At 63.6% G+C, this 17,257-nt stretch carries 12 protein-coding genes; 8 read left to right on the top strand and 4 right to left on the bottom strand.

What is annotated here, in order from left to right:
* Positions 1 to 79: 79 nt before the first annotated feature.
* The 4 genes from glnX to ACIA48_RS04705 all read left to right on the top strand — a co-directional run bounded on the left by glnX (position 80) and on the right by ACIA48_RS04705 (position 5,259).
* A complete protein-coding gene (glnX, locus tag ACIA48_RS04720; protein WP_396728084.1) occupies positions 80 to 1,399 on the top strand; it encodes a protein kinase G-activating protein GlnX in 1,320 nt (439 codons plus the stop codon).
* Positions 1,399 to 2,361, top strand: a complete 963-nt coding sequence (locus tag ACIA48_RS04715) for a glutamate ABC transporter substrate-binding protein (protein WP_396728082.1) — start codon at positions 1,399 to 1,401, stop codon at positions 2,359 to 2,361. Before glnX ends, ACIA48_RS04715 begins: the two co-directional genes overlap by 1 nt.
* Positions 2,361 to 4,634 carry a serine/threonine-protein kinase PknG gene (locus tag ACIA48_RS04710; RefSeq protein WP_396728080.1) on the top strand — a complete coding sequence of 758 codons (2,274 nt, stop codon included), beginning with the start codon at positions 2,361 to 2,363 and terminating at the stop codon, positions 4,632 to 4,634. The genes ACIA48_RS04715 and ACIA48_RS04710 overlap by 1 nt, the downstream gene beginning before the upstream one ends.
* A gap of 226 nt (positions 4,635 to 4,860) precedes the next feature.
* Positions 4,861 to 5,259: an STAS domain-containing protein gene (locus ACIA48_RS04705; RefSeq protein WP_396728078.1), complete on the top strand. Its 399-nt coding sequence runs from the start codon at positions 4,861 to 4,863 to the stop codon at positions 5,257 to 5,259.
* Here ACIA48_RS04705 and ACIA48_RS04700 read toward each other — a convergent pair.
* Both ACIA48_RS04700 and pta read right to left on the bottom strand, forming a co-directional pair.
* Positions 5,243 to 6,373, bottom strand: a complete 1,131-nt coding sequence (locus ACIA48_RS04700) for an acetate kinase (RefSeq protein WP_396728076.1) — start codon at positions 6,371 to 6,373, stop codon at positions 5,243 to 5,245. The two genes, ACIA48_RS04705 and ACIA48_RS04700, sit on opposite strands and share 17 nt — an antisense overlap.
* Complete coding sequence (gene pta, locus ACIA48_RS04695) at positions 6,370 to 8,442, bottom strand: phosphate acetyltransferase (protein ID WP_396728074.1); 2,073 nt, start codon at positions 8,440 to 8,442, stop codon at positions 6,370 to 6,372. Before pta ends, ACIA48_RS04700 begins: the two co-directional genes overlap by 4 nt.
* Positions 8,443 to 8,825: 383 nt before the next feature.
* On the opposite strand from pta, the gene ACIA48_RS04690 reads away from it, so the two are divergent.
* From ACIA48_RS04690 to ACIA48_RS04675, 4 genes are read left to right on the top strand one after another with little or no spacing between them, the layout of a single operon-like run.
* Positions 8,826 to 10,193 carry a hypothetical protein gene (locus tag ACIA48_RS04690; RefSeq protein ID WP_396728072.1) on the top strand — a complete coding sequence of 456 codons (1,368 nt, stop codon included), beginning with the start codon at positions 8,826 to 8,828 and terminating at the stop codon, positions 10,191 to 10,193.
* Positions 10,194 to 10,224: 31 nt separating this feature from the next.
* A complete protein-coding gene (locus tag ACIA48_RS04685; RefSeq protein WP_396728515.1) occupies positions 10,225 to 11,610 on the top strand; it encodes a glycosyltransferase in 1,386 nt (461 codons plus the stop codon).
* Positions 11,610 to 13,550 (top strand): hypothetical protein, encoded by a 1,941-nt coding sequence (locus ACIA48_RS04680; protein ID WP_396728070.1) that lies wholly within the window; start codon positions 11,610 to 11,612, stop codon positions 13,548 to 13,550. Before ACIA48_RS04685 ends, ACIA48_RS04680 begins: the two co-directional genes overlap by 1 nt.
* A gap of 7 nt (positions 13,551 to 13,557) precedes the next feature.
* Positions 13,558 to 15,267, top strand: coding sequence for a hypothetical protein (locus ACIA48_RS04675; protein ID WP_396728068.1), 1,710 nt, complete (start codon positions 13,558 to 13,560; stop codon positions 15,265 to 15,267).
* On the opposite strand, the gene ACIA48_RS04670 is transcribed toward ACIA48_RS04675, so the two are convergent.
* Complete coding sequence (locus tag ACIA48_RS04670) at positions 15,264 to 16,235, bottom strand: endonuclease/exonuclease/phosphatase family protein (protein ID WP_396728066.1); 972 nt, start codon at positions 16,233 to 16,235, stop codon at positions 15,264 to 15,266. The two genes, ACIA48_RS04675 and ACIA48_RS04670, sit on opposite strands and share 4 nt — an antisense overlap.
* A gap of 8 nt (positions 16,236 to 16,243) precedes the next feature.
* Entirely contained in the window at positions 16,244 to 17,254 is a 1,011-nt protein-coding gene (gene fgd, locus ACIA48_RS04665; RefSeq protein ID WP_396728513.1) for a glucose-6-phosphate dehydrogenase (coenzyme-F420), read from the bottom strand.
* Between the last annotated feature and the right edge of the window lie 3 nt (positions 17,255 to 17,257).

The raw sequence follows: 17,257 nt of genomic DNA, 5'->3' as shown, positions 1-17,257 counted from the left end.
CTTCGATGAAGCTCTTAGGATTTTTTTATAGAGTGGGAATGGTCGGAAAACGATAGCCGGAAAGCAGGTCCGCGCACACGTGACTGTGGAGTTGGCGCATCCGTCGACCGAACCACTTGCGTCGCGGTCGCCCACAACACCAGCGCACCCGCGCTGGTGGTTCCTCTGGACCACCCCTGGCCGCATTCTGAGCATCGGCGTTGTGCTGTCCGCATTGGTGATCGCGAGCGCCTTTGCCACGTCGACGACCATCAACGATCGTCAAGCAGCGTTGACCACCGTTCTCAACCACACCGAACCGCTGGCCTTCGCCGCGGGGCAGCTGTACACCACGCTGTCGGTGGCCGACGCCGCAGCGGCCACGGCGTTCATCGCCGGCGCCGAACCGCGCGACGTCCGGCAGCGCTACGAGCAGGCGATCACCGACGCATCCGTCGCGGTCACCAGGGCATCGAGTGGGCTCACCGACGAGCCGATGGTGCAGTTGCTCGGCCGGGTCAATGCCGAATTGTCGGTGTACACCGGCCTGGTCGAGACGGCCCGCACCAACAACCGGGCCGGAAATCCGGTGGGCTCTTCCTATCTATCCGAGGCGTCCGCGTTGATGCAGACCCGGATCCTGCCCGACGCGCAGCGCCTCTACGAGGAAACCTCGGCGCGGGTGGATACGGAAACGTCGGCGTCGACACGCATTCCGGGTCCGGTGATCCTCGTCGTGCTCGCGACGCTGTTGTTCGGTGTCTTCGCCAACCGCTGGCTGGCCCGCCGGACCCGGCGGCGCATCAACATCGGATTCATCGCGGGCGGCCTGGCGGTGCTGATCATGCTGGTGTGGGTCGGCACCGCGCTGATCATCTCGACCGCCGACAGCCGCAGCGCGAAAGACACTGCCGCCGAATCCCTCAAGACGGTGACGACTCTCGCGATCACCGCCCAGCAGGCCCGCGCCGACGAAACCCTGTCCCTGATTCGCCGCGGCGACGAGGACGTGCGTAAGCAGTCGTACTACCAGCGCATCGACGTGATGCAGCAGCAGCTGTCGGATTACCTCGCCCGCGACGACGTCATAGACAAGACCGATCTGGCCGACGCCGAAGCGCTGCTCAAGCGGTGGCGCGCCGCCGACGACCGGATCAACGCCTACATCGCGGTCGGCAACTATCAGGCCGCCACCCAGGTAGCGCTGGGAACCGGTGAGGACGACTCCACCCCGGCGTTCAACAAGCTCGACGACGCGCTCGGGAAGGGCATCGCGGAAAGCCGCAATCAGCTACGCAGCGACATCGTCAACGCCCACCGCGTACTGTCCGGCGCCACCGTCGGAGCAGCGGTGCTGTCCGTCGTCGCGGCGTTGGCGGTGGCACTGGGTTTGTGGCCGAGGTTGAGTGAGTACCGGTAATGATCAAGAAACTCGCTGCCGTACTCGCCACATCGGTGGTGCTGGCAGGCTGCGCGCAGGCGTCGTCGGTGATTCAGACGCCCGGGGTCACTATTGCTCCACCGACACCAGCAGGCATGGACGAGGTGCCGCCCGAGCCGGTCCGTATCCCCGATGAATCCCAAGACGAGTGTGACCGCACCGCGAGCCTGCGGCCGTTCAACAACCGATCCGATGCCGAGGCCGCAGTCGAGAACATCCGGGGGCGCGGGCGGCTGATCGTCGGGCTCGACATCGGCAGCAACCTGTTCTCCTTCCGAGACCCGATCACTGGTGCGATCACCGGGTTTGACGTCGACATCGCCGGCGAGATCGCCCGCGACATCTTCGGCACCCCGTCACAGGTCGAGTACCGCATCCTGTCGTCGGCCGACCGGATCGCCGGATTGCAGAACAATCAGGTGGACGTCGTCGTGAAGACCATGACCATCACCTGTGAACGCAAGAAACTCGTCAACTTCTCCACGGTGTACTTCAACGCCAACCAGCGGATCCTGGCGGCGCGTGATTCGACGATCTCGGAGCCGTCTGACCTATCCGGTAAGCGGGTGTGCGTCGCGAAGGGCACGACGTCGATGCAGCGGATCCAGGAGATCACGCCGCCACCGATCATCGTCGGTGTCGTTGCGTGGGCTGACTGCCTGGTGGCGTTGCAGCAGCGCCAGGCCGACGCGGTCAGCACCGACGACTCCATACTGGCCGGGTTGGTGGCCCAGGATCCCTACCTCCACATCGTCGGGCCCAGCCTCAACGAGGAGCCCTACGGTATCGGGATCAACCTGGAAAACACCGGGCTGGTGCGCTTTGTCAACGGCACGCTGGAGCGCATTCGCCGCGACGGCACGTGGAACACGTTGTACCGCAAGTGGTTGACGGTGCTGGGCCCTGCTCCGGCACCACCGGTAGCGAGGTATTCGGGCTGATGGCAGAGGTGCAGTCCGAGGAATTCGACGAGGCCAACCCGGGCACTCAACCGGCTAGCCTCGACGACCTGGAATTCGACAGCGCCGCGACGATGCGACCGATGGCCACCCAGGCGGTCTACCGTCCACATTTCGACGACGACTCCGAGGGAATGTCCGTCGGCACCGGCGATACCGAACCGCAGGAGCACACAACGGCGACGCGCGCGTTGTCGCCGACGCGCCGCCTCGGCGGTGGCCTCGTCGAGATCCCCCGGGTACGCGCGAAGGACCCGCTCGAAGCGCTGATGACCAACCCGGTGGTCGCCGAGAAGAAGCGGTTCTGCTGGAACTGCGGCCGTCCCGTGGGCCGATCGTCGAACGACGGCGAAGCGTTGTCAGAGGGCTGGTGCCCACACTGCGGCAGCGCGTATTCCTTTCTGCCGCAACTGAGTCCGGGCGACATGATCAACGACCAGTACGAAATCAAAGGCTGCATCGCCCATGGCGGTCTCGGCTGGGTGTATCTGGCCTTCGATCACAACGTCAACGAACGCCCGGTCGTCCTCAAGGGTCTCGTGCATTCCGGTGACGCCGAGGCGCAGAAGATCGCGATGCTGGAGCGCCAGTTCCTCGCCGAGGTGACCCACCCCGGAATCGTGAAGATCTACAACTTCGTCGAGCACGACGACAAGCACGGCAACCCGGTCGGCTACATCGTGATGGAGTACGTCGGCGGCACGTCGCTCAAGCAGGCCAAGGGCGAGAAGGTGCCGGTTGCCCAGGCCATCGGCTACATGCTGGAAATCCTTCCCGCCCTTGGATATCTGCACTCGATCGGGTTGACCTACAACGACCTCAAACCCGAGAACATCATGATCACCGAGGAGCAGCTCAAGCTGATCGACCTCGGCGCGGTGTCGACCATCAACTCGTTCGGATACCTTTACGGCACCCCGGGTTACCAGGCCCCGGAGATCGTGCGTACCGGGCCGACCGTCGCCACCGATATCTACACCGTGGGCCGCACCCTGGCCGCGCTGACGCTGAACATGCGTACCCGCAAGGGCCGCTACACCGACGGCCTGCCCGAAGACGATCCGGTGCTCGCAGAGTACGACTCGTTCGCCAGGCTGCTGCGCCGCGCAATCGACCCGGATCCGCGACGCCGATTCGCCAGCGCCGAGGAGATGACAAGCCAGTTGCTCGGTGTACTGCGCGAGGTGGTGGCTTCCGACACCGGTGTACCGCGCCCCGGTCTGTCGACGGTGTTCTCCCCTTCGCGTTCGACGTTCGGGGTGGACCTGCTGGTCGCCCACACCGACGTCTACCTCGACGGACAGGTGCATTCCGAACGTCTCACCGCGCAGGACATCGTCAAGGCGCTGCAGGTCCCACTGGTCGATCCGGCGGACGTCGGTGCGACGGTGTTGTCGGCGACGCTGCTCTCTCAGCCCGTACAGACACTGGACTCGTTGCGCGCCGCCCGCCACGGTGCGCTGGATTCAGAAGGCATCGATCTGTCGGAGTCGGTGGAAATGCCGCTGATGGAAGTGCGCGCGCTACTCGACCTCGGCGACGTCGCCAAGGCGACGCGCAAGCTCGATGATCTCGCCGAGCGGGTCGGCTGGCGTTGGCGGCTGGTGTGGTTCCGCGCCGTATCGGCGATGCTCACGTCCGACTACGACTCGGCCACAAAGTATTTCACCGAGGTGCTCGACACTTTGCCCGGCGAGCTGGCGCCCAAACTCGCGCTGGCTGCTACCGCTGAACTGGCAGGCGCGCAGATCGACGAGGCACCGCAACGCAAGTTCTACGACACCGTGTGGTCGACCGACAACGGCGTCATCTCGGCCGGATTCGGATTGGCGCGTTCGCAGTCGGCGGCAGGCGACCGCGACGGCGCCGTCCGCACACTGGACCAGGTACCCGTGATGTCGCGGCACTTCACGACAGCGCGGCTGACGAGTGCGGTGACGCTGCTGTCCGGCCGGTCGACGAGTGAGATCACCGAGCAGCACATCCGCGATGCGGCGCGACGGGTCGAGGCCCTGCCCGACACCGAGCCCCGGGTGCTGCAGATCCGTGCGCTGGTCCTTGGCACCGCGATGGACTGGCTGGCGGACAACACCGCGAGCACCAATCACATTCTCGGCTTTCCCTTCACCGAGCACGGGCTGCAACTCGGTGTCGAATCCTCGCTACGCAGCCTCGCTCGGGTAGCACCGACCCAGGGACACCGGTACGCGCTGGTCGACCTGGCGAACAGCGTGCGGCCGACGTCGACGTTCTGAGCCACAGCTACGAAATCCGTAGCTCGTGGCCGGGGCCGAAAGCGGATCGAGCAAAAATTCCCTCATCAACCTGCCATAGTCATCGAACGAAATTCGTAGTAGCGTTCAGCTCAGGTTGAGATTTGCAGCCCACCAGACTGGTGACGTCATAGGTGCGCTTTAAGAAAAAGGGCTCGAACCCCTGACGGCATCCGCAGCGAAATGTGTTCGCCTGAGGAGGCCCACAGTGACTATCAGTACATCCCGGGTATTCAGACCCGACCCCGAATCCATCGGCAAGCGCGAGGAGCACCATCGCGGGGTGTTCACCGCGCATCGCGACACGCCGTCGACCGTCACCGTCGTTGTCGAGGGCGAGATCGACGCGTCGAACAGCCGGGAACTCGCCGGCTACGTTCAGCGCCACATCGCGGGTGCGACCCTTGTCGTCCTCGACCTCCGACTCGTCGACTTCCTGGGCACCGCCGGCTTCGCCGCGCTGCACAACATCAACGTGATCTGTTGCGGAAGCGAAGCCACGTGGGTGCTGCAGGCCGGCAGGCAGGTGCGCCGCCTTCTGCAGATCTGTGATCCAGATGGTGCGCTGCCACTTGAGCAGGCGCCGCTGCTCAGCCTGGCTCAGTAATAACCGAGACGCACGCCCTGGCGATCGCCAGCTCCTCGTCAGTGGGAACGACCAGCACGGTCGTCGGTGAGTTCTCCGCGGAGATGCGGCGTGCCGCCTTGCCCGGCTCGGCGTTGAGTTGCTCGTCGAGCTCAATGCCCAGCGCCGACATACCGCTCAGCGCGTCACGGCGGACAGCGGCGTCGTTCTCGCCGACCCCCGCCGTGAAGGTGATGACATCGGCCGAGCCGAGCACGGCGAGGTAGGCGCCGATGTACTTGCGCAGCCGGTGGATGTAGACGTCGTACGCCAATTGCGCTGCGGTATCCCCTGATTCGATGCGCTGGTGCACCACCCGGAAGTCGATCTCACCACCGAGGCCGAGCATTCCGGCGCGACGGTTGAGCATTGACTCGATGTCGTCGACGCTCATCTTGGCGGTGCGTGACAGGTAAGTGATGATCCCGGGATCGATATCGCCGGAGCGGGTGCCCATCACCAGGCCCTCCATCGGCGTCAGACCCATCGACGTGTCCACCGGCCTGCCGCCGACAATCGCCGACGCCGACGCTCCGTTGCCCAGGTGCAACACGATCTGGCGCAGCGAATCCAGAGGAGCACCGAGGAATTCGGCTGCCTGTTCGCTGACGTATTGGTGGGAGGTGCCGTGGAACCCGTACCGCCGAACGTTCCATTCAGTGGCGATGTCGCGGTCGATGGCATAGGTGGCCGCAGCGGGTGGCAGGTCGTGAAAGAAGGCGGTGTCGAAGACGGCGACATGGGGAAGATCGGGTAACGCCCTGCGCGCCACCTCGATGCCCAGCAGCGCAGGCGGATTGTGCAGCGGCGCAAGCGGCGACAACTCTTCGATCTTGGCGATCAGTGCGTCGTCGACGAGTGTGGGCTGATAGATGTCCGGACCGCCGTGCACCACTCGATGACCGACGGCAACCAGTCCCGCCATGTCATCGGCCAACTCGTCGAACACCGCCTGCAGCGCCGCGGCGTGGTCTGGCACTTCACCTTCGCCGATCCGCTCGATGATGCCGTCGGCGATCATGGCGCCCGAATCCGCTTCCACAACCGCATATTTCAGCGACGACGAACCCGAGTTCACGACCAGAACGCGACTCACAGCGTCTGCGCCTGAATCGCCGTGATAGCGACTGTGTTGACGATGTCCTCCACCAGGGCACCCCGCGACAGGTCGTTGACCGGTTTCTTGAGGCCCTGCAGCACCGGGCCGATGGCGATCGCACCGGCGCTTCGCTGGACAGCCTTGTAGGTGTTGTTGCCGGTGTTGAGGTCGGGGAAGATCAGCACGGTCGCGCGTCCGGCGACCTTCGAGTCGGGCATCTTCGTCTTCGCCACCGACGGCTCGACCGCCGCGTCGTACTGAATGGGTCCGTCGACCAGCAGGTCCGGTTCCCGCTCACGCACGAGTTCCGTTGCAGCCCTGACCTTGTCGACGTCAGCACCGGTGCCGCTGGTGCCCGTCGAGTACGACAGCATGGCCACCCGCGGGTCGATACCGAACCTGGCCGCGGTGCGTGCCGACGAGATCGCGATGTCGGCGAGTTGTTCCGATGTCGGATCCGGCACGATCGCGCAGTCACCGTAGGCGAGCACGCGGTCGGCAAGGCACATCAGAAAAATGCTCGATACCGTGGAGACGTCGGGCAGCGTCTTGATGATCTCGAACGACGGCCGAACGGTGTGAGCGGTGGTGTGGCGAGCGCCGGACACCATGCCGTCGACCATGTCATTGTGCACGAGCATGGTGCCGAAGTAGGAGACGTCGTGGATGATCTCGCGAGCCTGCTCGACGGTGACGCCCTTGTGCTTGCGTAGCTGGGCGTACTGTTCGGCGAATGTGTCGCACAGCTCGCTGGTCTTCGGGTTGAGTACCGCCGCCGCGGACAGATCGAGACCGAGTTCGGCTGCCCGCGCGCGGATCTGGGCTTCCTCGCCGAGGATCGTCAGGTCGGCGACGCCGCGCTGCAGCAGCCGGCCCGCCGCGGTGAGGATGCGATCGTCCTCACCCTCGGGCAGCACGATGCGCTTGCGATCCGAGCGTGCCCAGTCCAGCAGCTGGTAGGTGAACATCTGCGGCGTGACGACAGACGGGATGTCGATGGTCAACTGCGCCAGCAGGTCCGCGATATCGACGTGCGCGTCCATCAGCGCCAGTGCGGTGTCGATCTTGCGCACCGAGGTGGCGGTGACCCGGCCGCGCGCTGACGCCACCCGGCTGGCAGTCTCGAAGGTCCCGTACCGGGTCGCGATGATCGGCAGCCGCAAGCCCAAGCCCGAGACCAGCGACGAGATCGACGGGTGCAGATCAAGACCGCCGTTGAGGATCAAGCAGGACAACGACGGAAAGCCTTCGGCCGCATGCGCGCTCACGACCGCCAGGACGACATCGGATCGGTCGCCTGCCGTGATGACGGCGACGCTTTCCTTCAACCGCTCCAGCACGTGCTCGGCGGTCATGCCCGCCACCAGCACATCCAATGCCTCGCGCGAGAGCAGCGCGGGATCGCCGGCGATCACGGTGCCCTCGACGGCGGCCTGCAACTCGGCGACCGACGGGGCGACCAGCAGCGGCTCCTCGGGCACGACGTAACACTTCGGGCCGAACGGCTCCAGCGCTGCGGCCAGATCGGCCATCCCGTCGGGATCGCAGCGGTTGGCCACCACTGCTGCCGTGTGCGCGTGCTGGGTACTGATCTCGGCCAGGCACACGTCGACGATCACGGCGACCTGTTCTGAGCTGCGGTCCTTCGCCTTCACCGCAAGGACGACGGGCGCCCCGAGGTTTGCCGCGATGCGGGCGTTGGTGGACAACTCGCTCGGCGCCGCGACGTCGGTGTAGTCACTGCCGACAATCAGCACGGCATCGCACTGGTCGGCCACCCGGTGATACCGATCGACGATGTCGCCGAGGGCAGCGTCGGGGTCCTCGTGCAGCTGTTGGTAGCCGACGCCCACACAATCCTCGTAGGGCAGGCCCGCGGTCGCTTGCGACAGCAACAACTCGAGGATGTAGTCGCGATCTTCGCCGAGGCGGGTGATGGGGCGGAAAACGCCAACTTTTGCGACGTTGGTCGCGAGCCGATGAAGGATGCCCAGGGCGATTGTCGACTTACCCGTGTCGCCCTCTGGTGAAGCGATGTAGATCGCCGAAGTTGGCTCAGCGGGCACGTGGACAAGCCTAGGGCAACGACGAGGCGGCGCGCGCGGCGCGCACCGCAGTGCGCGCGCTGAACCATCATTGACGTGCCCGTCATCAAGATCGCGCTACGTGGAGTGCCCGCCTCGAGCGTTTGCCAAATATTGACGTCGATGTGATTTGTTTCATATGTACCACCCAGTTACGGAATTTGCTGATACCTTGCACAAAGGCATAAACACGTCATCAGTACCGTCCTTGCCCTAGCAAATCTCATAACTGAACGCCCCGCCCCCAGGCGTCACAGAGGTGAACCTTGGAAACGTCGCTCGTCGCTCCCGCGCGCCCGCTTTCGTTGGTCGACGCGCCGTCGCGCAGTTCAATTGCGACTACTCACCGACACTGGCCCCGCCTTGTGGTCTTCGCGATACTGTCCTTCGCCGCCTACGCGTTCACGATCGCGGATACCCTCGGCGACGCGCTGGCCGGATCACGCGTTGTGGTGTTGCTCGTCCTACCGATTCTGATCGGCGTCATCGCCTCGGGTTACCGCCAAGCACCGCGCGGCGTAAGCGACACCGAGTCGGACTGGATCGTCGCCATCATCGCGGGCATCGTCGGGTTCACCGGCATCTATCTATTGCGCAATCGCATGCCGACGTTGGCCGTCCAATGGCAGATGGACCTGTGGGGCGTACTGCTCTGGATCGCGTGCTTGGTGGCGGTCATGTTCGGAGTCCGGCATGTGGTGCGGATGTGGCAGCTGTGGTTGTTTGCCCTGTGTTGCGTCAGCCCACTGCCTTTTCTGCTGACGGCCGCAGCGGTCGGCGGTTCGGACACCGCGGTGGCATTGCTGACCGCGGCTCTCGGCGCGACGGCAGTGTTTCTCGCCGGACGCTGCGCCTCGCTGGGGCGGCGACTGTCGGCCACCATGGTGTGCCTGGTCAGCGCAAGCACGTTAGTGCTGCTCGTCGAGAACCACTTGAGTCTCGCTGCCACGGTTCTGCTGGTCGCCGGCATCGTGCCCGTCGTCGTCACCGCGGTCATGTTGCTGCGTGATGCGCACTTGATGAGTAACGCGAGCAGCGCGTGGTCCGACATGCCGCACCGTTCACCGCTGGCCATGTTGATGCTGATCCTTCTGGCGGTGATGCTGCTGCTGATCAATCCTCCGCACGCGCGCAGCCAATACGCTTCTCCGGTCGCCGCCGACTGGGAGCAGCGCGCGGGCCTCATCGAGGCGGCGCACTTCCCGTTCATCACAAGGTATGTCGGCGCTGACGCCACATTCGTCCGCTACGGCGTACCTGCCAAGCGCGGAATGCCCGCGGCGGCCGTCGACGTCATCACCACTCACCGACTGCCCGCGCTCGCCGACTTCGACGACGCGATCTGGTATCCGAGCAGTAGGCCGATCGAATACCAATCGGCCGAAGGCCATTCGATGCCGGCTGGGGCCCGGATCATCCACAGCAATGCCGACGCCACCACTGACGCGGCCGATGCCAACTGGTATGCCGTCACTTGGATGTGGAAGACCGGAGATGCGTACCAACGTGTCACCGTGATCGTCAATCAGGCGCTCAGTAGCGATGCGCAGCCGCCGGTGCCAGCGGCGTTGTCCTTCCTCGATACGTCAATCAGGCCCGCGTTGTGGTTGGCTCGCCAGCAGCCTGACGGCGCCGGTCAGGTCGACCCGCTCGTCGTTGCGGGCGCAGACGCAGTGGTGAAGCTACTCGTGAATGCCTCAGAGACGGCGTCGAGGGTGCCGACCGGTGAATGAGACCAGCGACGCAGTCGTGCTTCCGGCGCATATGTCGGCACGCACACTTCTCGGCCGTACCTCGCTGGTCATCATTGGCTGCGCAGTGTTGCTTCTCGCAGGCACCGTGTACACCCTCCCACATCATGTGCCTCCGCTGATCACCCTGCTGATCGCAATGCTGTATCTGTGGTCGACGATCGACCGAAACTATCTGGTGCTCAAGGGCTTGAAGGCGTCCGCGCTGGTTCACGTGAGCGACGAAGAAGCCATGGCGCTGACCGACGACGAGCTCCCGGTCTACACCGTGCTGCTGCCCGTCTACGACGAACCTGCCATCGTGTCCAACCTCATCAACGGAGTGGGCAGGCTCGACTACCCCGGCGACAGACTGGAGATCCTGCTGCTGGTAGAAGAAGACGACATCGCCACGCAGACAGCGCTCTTCGATGCAGACCTCCAGTCCGTGCGGATCGTCCTGGTGCCACACAGCTTGCCCAAGACGAAGCCCAAAGCATGCAACTACGGTATGTCGCTGCCCGACCTCAAAGGCGAGATGGTGACCATCTACGACGCCGAGGACATTCCAGATCCGCTCCAACTTCGGCGCGCTGTCGCCGCATTCCGTCGTGTGTCATCTGAAATCGGTTGTCTACAAGCGCGGCTCGCGTACTTCAACGAGCGGCAGAATCTGCTCACCCGGTGGTTCTCGCTCGAGTACGACCAGTGGTTCGGAATCGTACTACCCGCTGTCGAAAAGTTGCGAGGCGTCGTCCCCCTCGGCGGCACCTCCAACCATATGAGAACCCGAGTGTGGCGCGAGATCGGCGGCTGGGACGAGTTCAACGTCACCGAGGACGCCGACCTGGGCGTTCGCCTCGCGCGGCACGGTTACCGGACACTCATCCTGGATTCGATCACGTTGGAGGAAGCCAACTCCGATGTGGTCAACTGGATCCGACAACGGTCGCGTTGGTACAAAGGTTACCTGCAGACGATGCTGGTCCACCTGCGTAGCCCGGTCAAGCTGCGCGATTCCATCGGCATCAAAGCGACTCTACGACTGATAAACATGACCGGCGGAGTTCCTCTGACTGCCGCCACCAACCTCGTCTTCTGGTTCATCATGCTGGTGTGGGTGCTCGGCCGACCGCAGTTCGTGGCTGAAGTATTCCCGCCGGTCACGTATTACATCTGCCTCGTGCTGTTCATTGTCGGCGCACCGCTGTCGATCTTTGTCGGCCTGGTCGCTACCCAAGCCCTCGGTAAACCCTATCTATGGTGGGCCGCGCTGCTGGCGCCACTGTACTGGCTCCTACAGTCTGTCGCCGCACTGAAAGCGCTGTACCAGTTGGTATTCCGGCCATTCTTTTGGGAGAAGACGGTGCACGGCCTCACCCATTCCACAGCCTCGACCCCCACCACTGGAGGAAGCTAATGCGCGCCATCGCGCGGGCGCTCATCGTGCCGCTTGCTGTCGTCGGCACCGCAGCAGTTCCGATCGTGCTACCTGCTGGTCCTATCGCATCAGCACAGCCCTATGAGACCGCGGCCGCCGAGCCGAATGTCACACCAGCGATCAGCCTGAGACAGTTGGGGCTTCCCGACAAGCTGGAACTGATCGGCTCCAATCAGTCTTTCGACACATCGATCCCAGTACCCCAAGGCATCGGACCGTCAATGTTGACCGGCCAGATCGGATCGGTAGTCAACGTAATCGATGGCCGTGTCGATGTCCTGGACGCGCGCGGCATCGTGCTCGGCAGCATCCCTGTGCCTGTCGGTGTGTCGACAGTGCCGTTCGCCGTCGAGATTACTGCCGCACAGGTGACCGAAGGACGCGCGCCGCTGAGTTTCATTCTGCGCGATAACAATCCACCTTCAAATAGCTGCACCCAACTGCCTTCGCTGAGCTTGAGTCAGCTCATGACCACATTCTCTGGTCCTACGCCAGACCCCATGACAATCGCGGGCTTCCTTCCACGCTACCTCGACCAGATCACGATTGGAGTAGGGCCGAACCCGAGTCGTGATCAGCAGCAGGCGGCGCTCGCGCTCGTTGCGAAGCTCACGCAATTGAGTCGACCCATCCCGGTCCGTATCGACGTCGACACTTCGTCTACACCGGTTGGGCGCACTGGCGGACCAACACGACGGTCGATCGAGATCCGCGAGGGCGACAACCCAGGGATCGCAGTCGAGAATCCCGGAACGCAAGGAGCGGTCCTCGCGATCACCGGGAAGGGTGAAGAACTCATCCGTCAGGTCGACCTCTTCGCCGACCGTCGATACGAGCTCGCACAAACATCGACTGCTTCGGTCACTTCAATGAAGACTCAGCTTCCTACAGCGGCATACACGCGCAGTTTCGGCGAACTTGATATGGCCGCTGAGGCAGAGGTATTGGGGGTGGACACGCTCTACGTCGGGTTCGATGCATCGGAGTTCGCCGTCGGCTCTATCGACCACGCACAGGTGCATTTCATCTCCAACTACACCTCTGTTACATCGGGAGATGCTTCCATTTTGATTCGCTCAGGAAGCACCGTGCTTGCATCTCGCAAGCTCGACGAGTCGGGTCTCCTCGACTTGTCCTTTGATCTTCCTGCGGAAACCATTGCGTCGAATGTCGGTCTCTCGCTGGAGATTCGCTACAACCCCGAAAGAGACTGCGCCCCACTCACCGACAGAATTACGTTTGCTGTCGATCCGCGGTCGACGGTTACCGTCACACCTGGTAGTCACAATCGCGGCGGGTTTCCGGTTCTACCAATGGCATTTGCGCCTGAGTTCGATGTCGCGATCGACCAGCCGGAGCACATTCGCTATGCCGCGCAGGCAATAAACCTGATGGGGCAACACTCAGCGGTTGCCCTGCGACCTCGTCTTGCGACACTCGACGAAGCCGCCGCGCGTGGCTCCGGCCTGCTGGTCGTCGCGACCGGCGAACAGCTTGCGCGCGCGGGAATGGAGCCGCCGATGCTTACCACTGGCGCCAGCGTCGTCGATGTCAACGGTTCCCCGATAACGGACGTCGATGTTCATGGTCCGCTTGGTGTGGTGCAGGCGTTCTCCCAGAACGGACGGACGGTGCTCGCAGTGAACAGCACGGGTGACTGGGGCCTGGTGGACCAAAGTTTCGATTACATCCGTGGTTTGGAGAATCGCTGGGCGTCATTGATTGGCGACACCGTTGCCACTGGCCCAGCGGGCGACACTGCCAGCCTGGCGGTGCGCGCTGGCGATGCCATGACACCGCAACCTGATCTTGGCGATGGTTGGAGGTGGTGGGTCTGGGCAACCATCGCAGGGGGCGCCCTCGCTGTGCTCGCCGCAATCTCGATCGTCGTCCTTCGAAAGAGACGCGCCACTCTATGAGTCGGCGATGACTGTCTACGTCGCCGAGGATGTCGAGGCGTCCCCGGAGGAAGTGTCGTCACCCAAACGGCGAATATCTTGGCCGCCGGTGCTGCTCTTCATCTTTCTGGTGGCGGGGTACGTCGTCGTCAACGCGGTATTGATCACGCGCTACAACCTCTTCGACGGCGACGGTCCAAGTCGGGTCGCCCACGCCGGCTTTGCGCTGATGAGTAGAGATCCGCACCTATCCGCGATCGGATTCGTGTGGAACCCGTTGCCAAGCCTGATTGAAATCCCGTTACTGCCACTGCACCAGTGGTGGCCGGAACTAAAAACTTACGGTCTGGCTGGCGCGATCCAAAGCGCGGCGTTTATGGCGGCCTCGGCGCTGCTGATCCGTCAAATTGCATTAGATCGAGGCGTCGGGCAGGTATGGCGCTACATCGCGGTGGCCGCGTTCGCGCTCCACCCGATGGTCATCACATACGGTGGCTCCGGTTTGAGTGAAGCCGCTGAGATCTTCTTCGTGTTGTGGTGCATTCGTCACTTACTCAAGTGGATTGATTCGCAGGCTGTCGGAGACCTCGCCCTGGCCGGAATCGCCTTGGGTTTGGGCTATCTCGCCCGCTACGAGGTAATCGTCGCCGCCGTCGGTGCAGCCGTGTTCGTTGCCGGCGTCACGTTGGTTCGCCACTCGTCACGGTCACCCGTGTCGTCAGCGGTTCTCAACGTGCTGATCGTAATGTTCCCTCTGAGTGTGGCATTCGTCGCGTGGGCCGCCACAGGATGGATTCTGACGGGCGAGCTGTTCGCGACGCTAACCTCCCAGTACGGCAACACCAGCCAGGTTGCGACGTCGCTGGCCCGTGACATCGGCATGCTGGATGCGTCGCACGAGTGGATGCTGCTCGCGATCAGAACGCTGGCCATGCAACCCTTCACGGGCTTCGCTGTGGCCATCGCTGTAGTAGTCGTCGTTTCGACCAGGCGAATCGACAGTCTCGTACCGATCGTCACCCTCGGATCGATATTGGCTTTCTCGCTATGGGGCGCCTACACCGATACGACCTTCGGATGGTTCCGCTACTACATGCCAGCGGTCCCAATGGTGATCGTCCTCGCGTTAGTTTGGCGGACCCCGAATGACGAACCGGTGAGCCGTTGGCGAATGAACACCATCCCGAGCAGATTCGGTGCGGCCATTCTCAGCGTTTCGCTCCTCGTTTGCATCCCCGTGTCGGCCATTTCGATGCTCAACAAGGACATCGGCAACCATCACCTGCAGTTCGGTCTGAACTCGCTGCTCGATCCCGATACGTACCCGCCGAACGAACAGTGGTATCGGCGAGTCGGCGTGGACGACCGCATCCTCGCGGCATATCTCGACCGGCAGAATCTGCCCGATGGGTCGGTGCTGATGGACACCTTCATGAACTGGGGAGTTTGGCTGGCTTCCAACGATTCCAAGCAGTTCATCATAGACACCGATTTCGACTACACCGCTGCCTTGAACCGCCCGTGGGACTTTGGAGTCAAATACCTGCTCGTCACCAACCCTGAGTACAACGCTGCGCCGGATACCGTACTTACTCGGTATCCGACGATGTGGGACGACGGCGCGGGAATCGGTGTTCTGGTCCACTCTGCCCAGGGCGCGTTCGGGCAGGAGCAGTGGCGCTTGTATCGAGTCGTCAAACCCGAAGTGGACGAGGAGTTCCTCAGGAACTCACCCTAAACCGGATAGCTGGCGGTCGGGTCGACCGGAACCTCGACGACGGTGGCCAGGCCGCGATGATCGGAGCCTGGCACCGGAACGGTGTACGCCGACGACGCAACGCAGTTGTAGACGAGTACGTGGTCGATGCCGATCATCGGCTTGCGCCACGGCTTGCTCGGGTACGTGCGGGTGAGGCCTGCGCCAACCTGTTCACCCGCATCGCGGTAGCCCTCGTCGAGGAACTTGCGGAACGGCTGCATATCGAAGGTGGAGTTGAGATCTCCGGCCACGATCACCGCACCCGATCCCGCGTCGCGCGCCACGTCGCGCAGGGTCGCCGGAAACCGGGCCATGTCGTCATTGAAGATCTGTAACGGCTGCAGCCACGGAGCGGCCAGATGCACGGCCAACAGCGTCGGCGCGAACCGCACTCCCGGCACCTGGATCCGGGCCCTCAGCATCGGCATCTGATAGCCCTCGATGTGCGCGGGGTCGATGATCGGGTACCGGCTCCAGATCCCGATGCCGAACGCCTTGGCCTCAGGGTTGAGCATCTGGTGCGGGAACGTCTGGTTCAACCCCACCGACGACAACCCGGTCGCGGCCTCCGGCGTCAGCTCCTGGATCACCAGCACGTCGGCCGACGAGCGCGCCAAGTCGGCAACGGCACTCGAATCCGCCTGCCCCATACCGAGATTGGCGGTCACCACCCGCACGGCAACGCTGGGTACATCCATCCGCTCCGGTCCGATGAACCGTGGCAGCTGCACACCGATCGTCGCCACACACAGCAGGGCCGCGGCGATGGACAATACCCAGCGCCGCGCCAGCGCGAACAGGATCAGAGCGACGACGCCCGCAGCCGTCAGGTACGGCGACGCCGCGGCGACCACGAGGACGGCCTCATTGGTGATCGGCAGATAGCGCGACGCCAACCCGACGGCACCGACCACGAACGCGAGCACGCCGAGGACGGTCGCGAACACTCGCCCGGTCAGCCCAGTCGACGCAGCCGCGGCTCCAGATCCTTTTGGAACAGCTCGAGGAAGCGGCGCTGATCGTGCCGGGGGTCGTGGAACACAAGGTGATTGAGGCCCCATTTGACGTACTGGCCGACCATTTCGACCGCCTCGTCAGGGTCCGATGCGACGATCCACCGCTTGGCCACCTGCTCGATGGGCAACGCGTCCGCCGCCTTCTCCATCTCGATGGGGTCGTTGATGCTGTGCTTCTGCTCGGCGGTCAGCGACAGCGGCGCCCAGAATCGGGTGTTCTCCAGCGCCAGCTTCGGATCGGGATCGTAGGAGATCTTGATCTCGATCATCCGGTCCACGCTGTCGGGGTCTTTGTCGGCGACCTCGGCACCCTCCAAGACAGCAGGGATCAGCTTGTCCTTGTACAGCTCCTCCCCCTTGCCCGAGGTGCAGATGAACCCGTCGCCCGCGCGGCCCGCGTACTTGGCGACCTGAGGTCCGCCCGCAGCGATGTAGATCGGGATGCCGCCCTCGGGCACGTCGTAGATCGAGGCGCCTTTGGTGTTGTAGTACTCGCCCTCGAAGTCGACACGATCACCGAGCCACAGCTCGCGCATCAGCCGGATGGACTCGCGCAAACGGGCATATCGCTCCTTGAACTCGGGCCACTCGCCCTCATACCCCGTGGCGATTTCATTGAGCGCCTCACCGGTGCCCACCCCGAGGAAGATCCGGTCCGGATACAGGCAGCCCATGGTCGCGAACGCCTGGGCGATGACGGCGGGGTTGTAGCGGAACGTCGGTGTCAGGACCGACGTACCGAGGAACAGCCGCTCGGTACGCTCGCCCACCGCGGTCATCCACGCCAGCGAGAACGGCGCGTGACCACCCTCGTGGCGCCACGGCTGGAAGTGATCGCTGACGGTCGCGCTGTCCATCCCGTGGGCCTCGGCGGCCACGCCGAGTTCGACAAGTTCTCGCGGGGCGAATTGCTCAGCCGACGCCTTATATCCGAGTTTCAGTTCAGGCACCAT

Source organism: Mycobacterium sp. NPDC051804 (genome assembly GCF_044452905.1).
GTDB lineage: Bacteria > Actinomycetota > Actinomycetes > Mycobacteriales > Mycobacteriaceae > Mycobacterium.
This window is presented reverse-complemented; position numbering and strand designations above follow the sequence as displayed.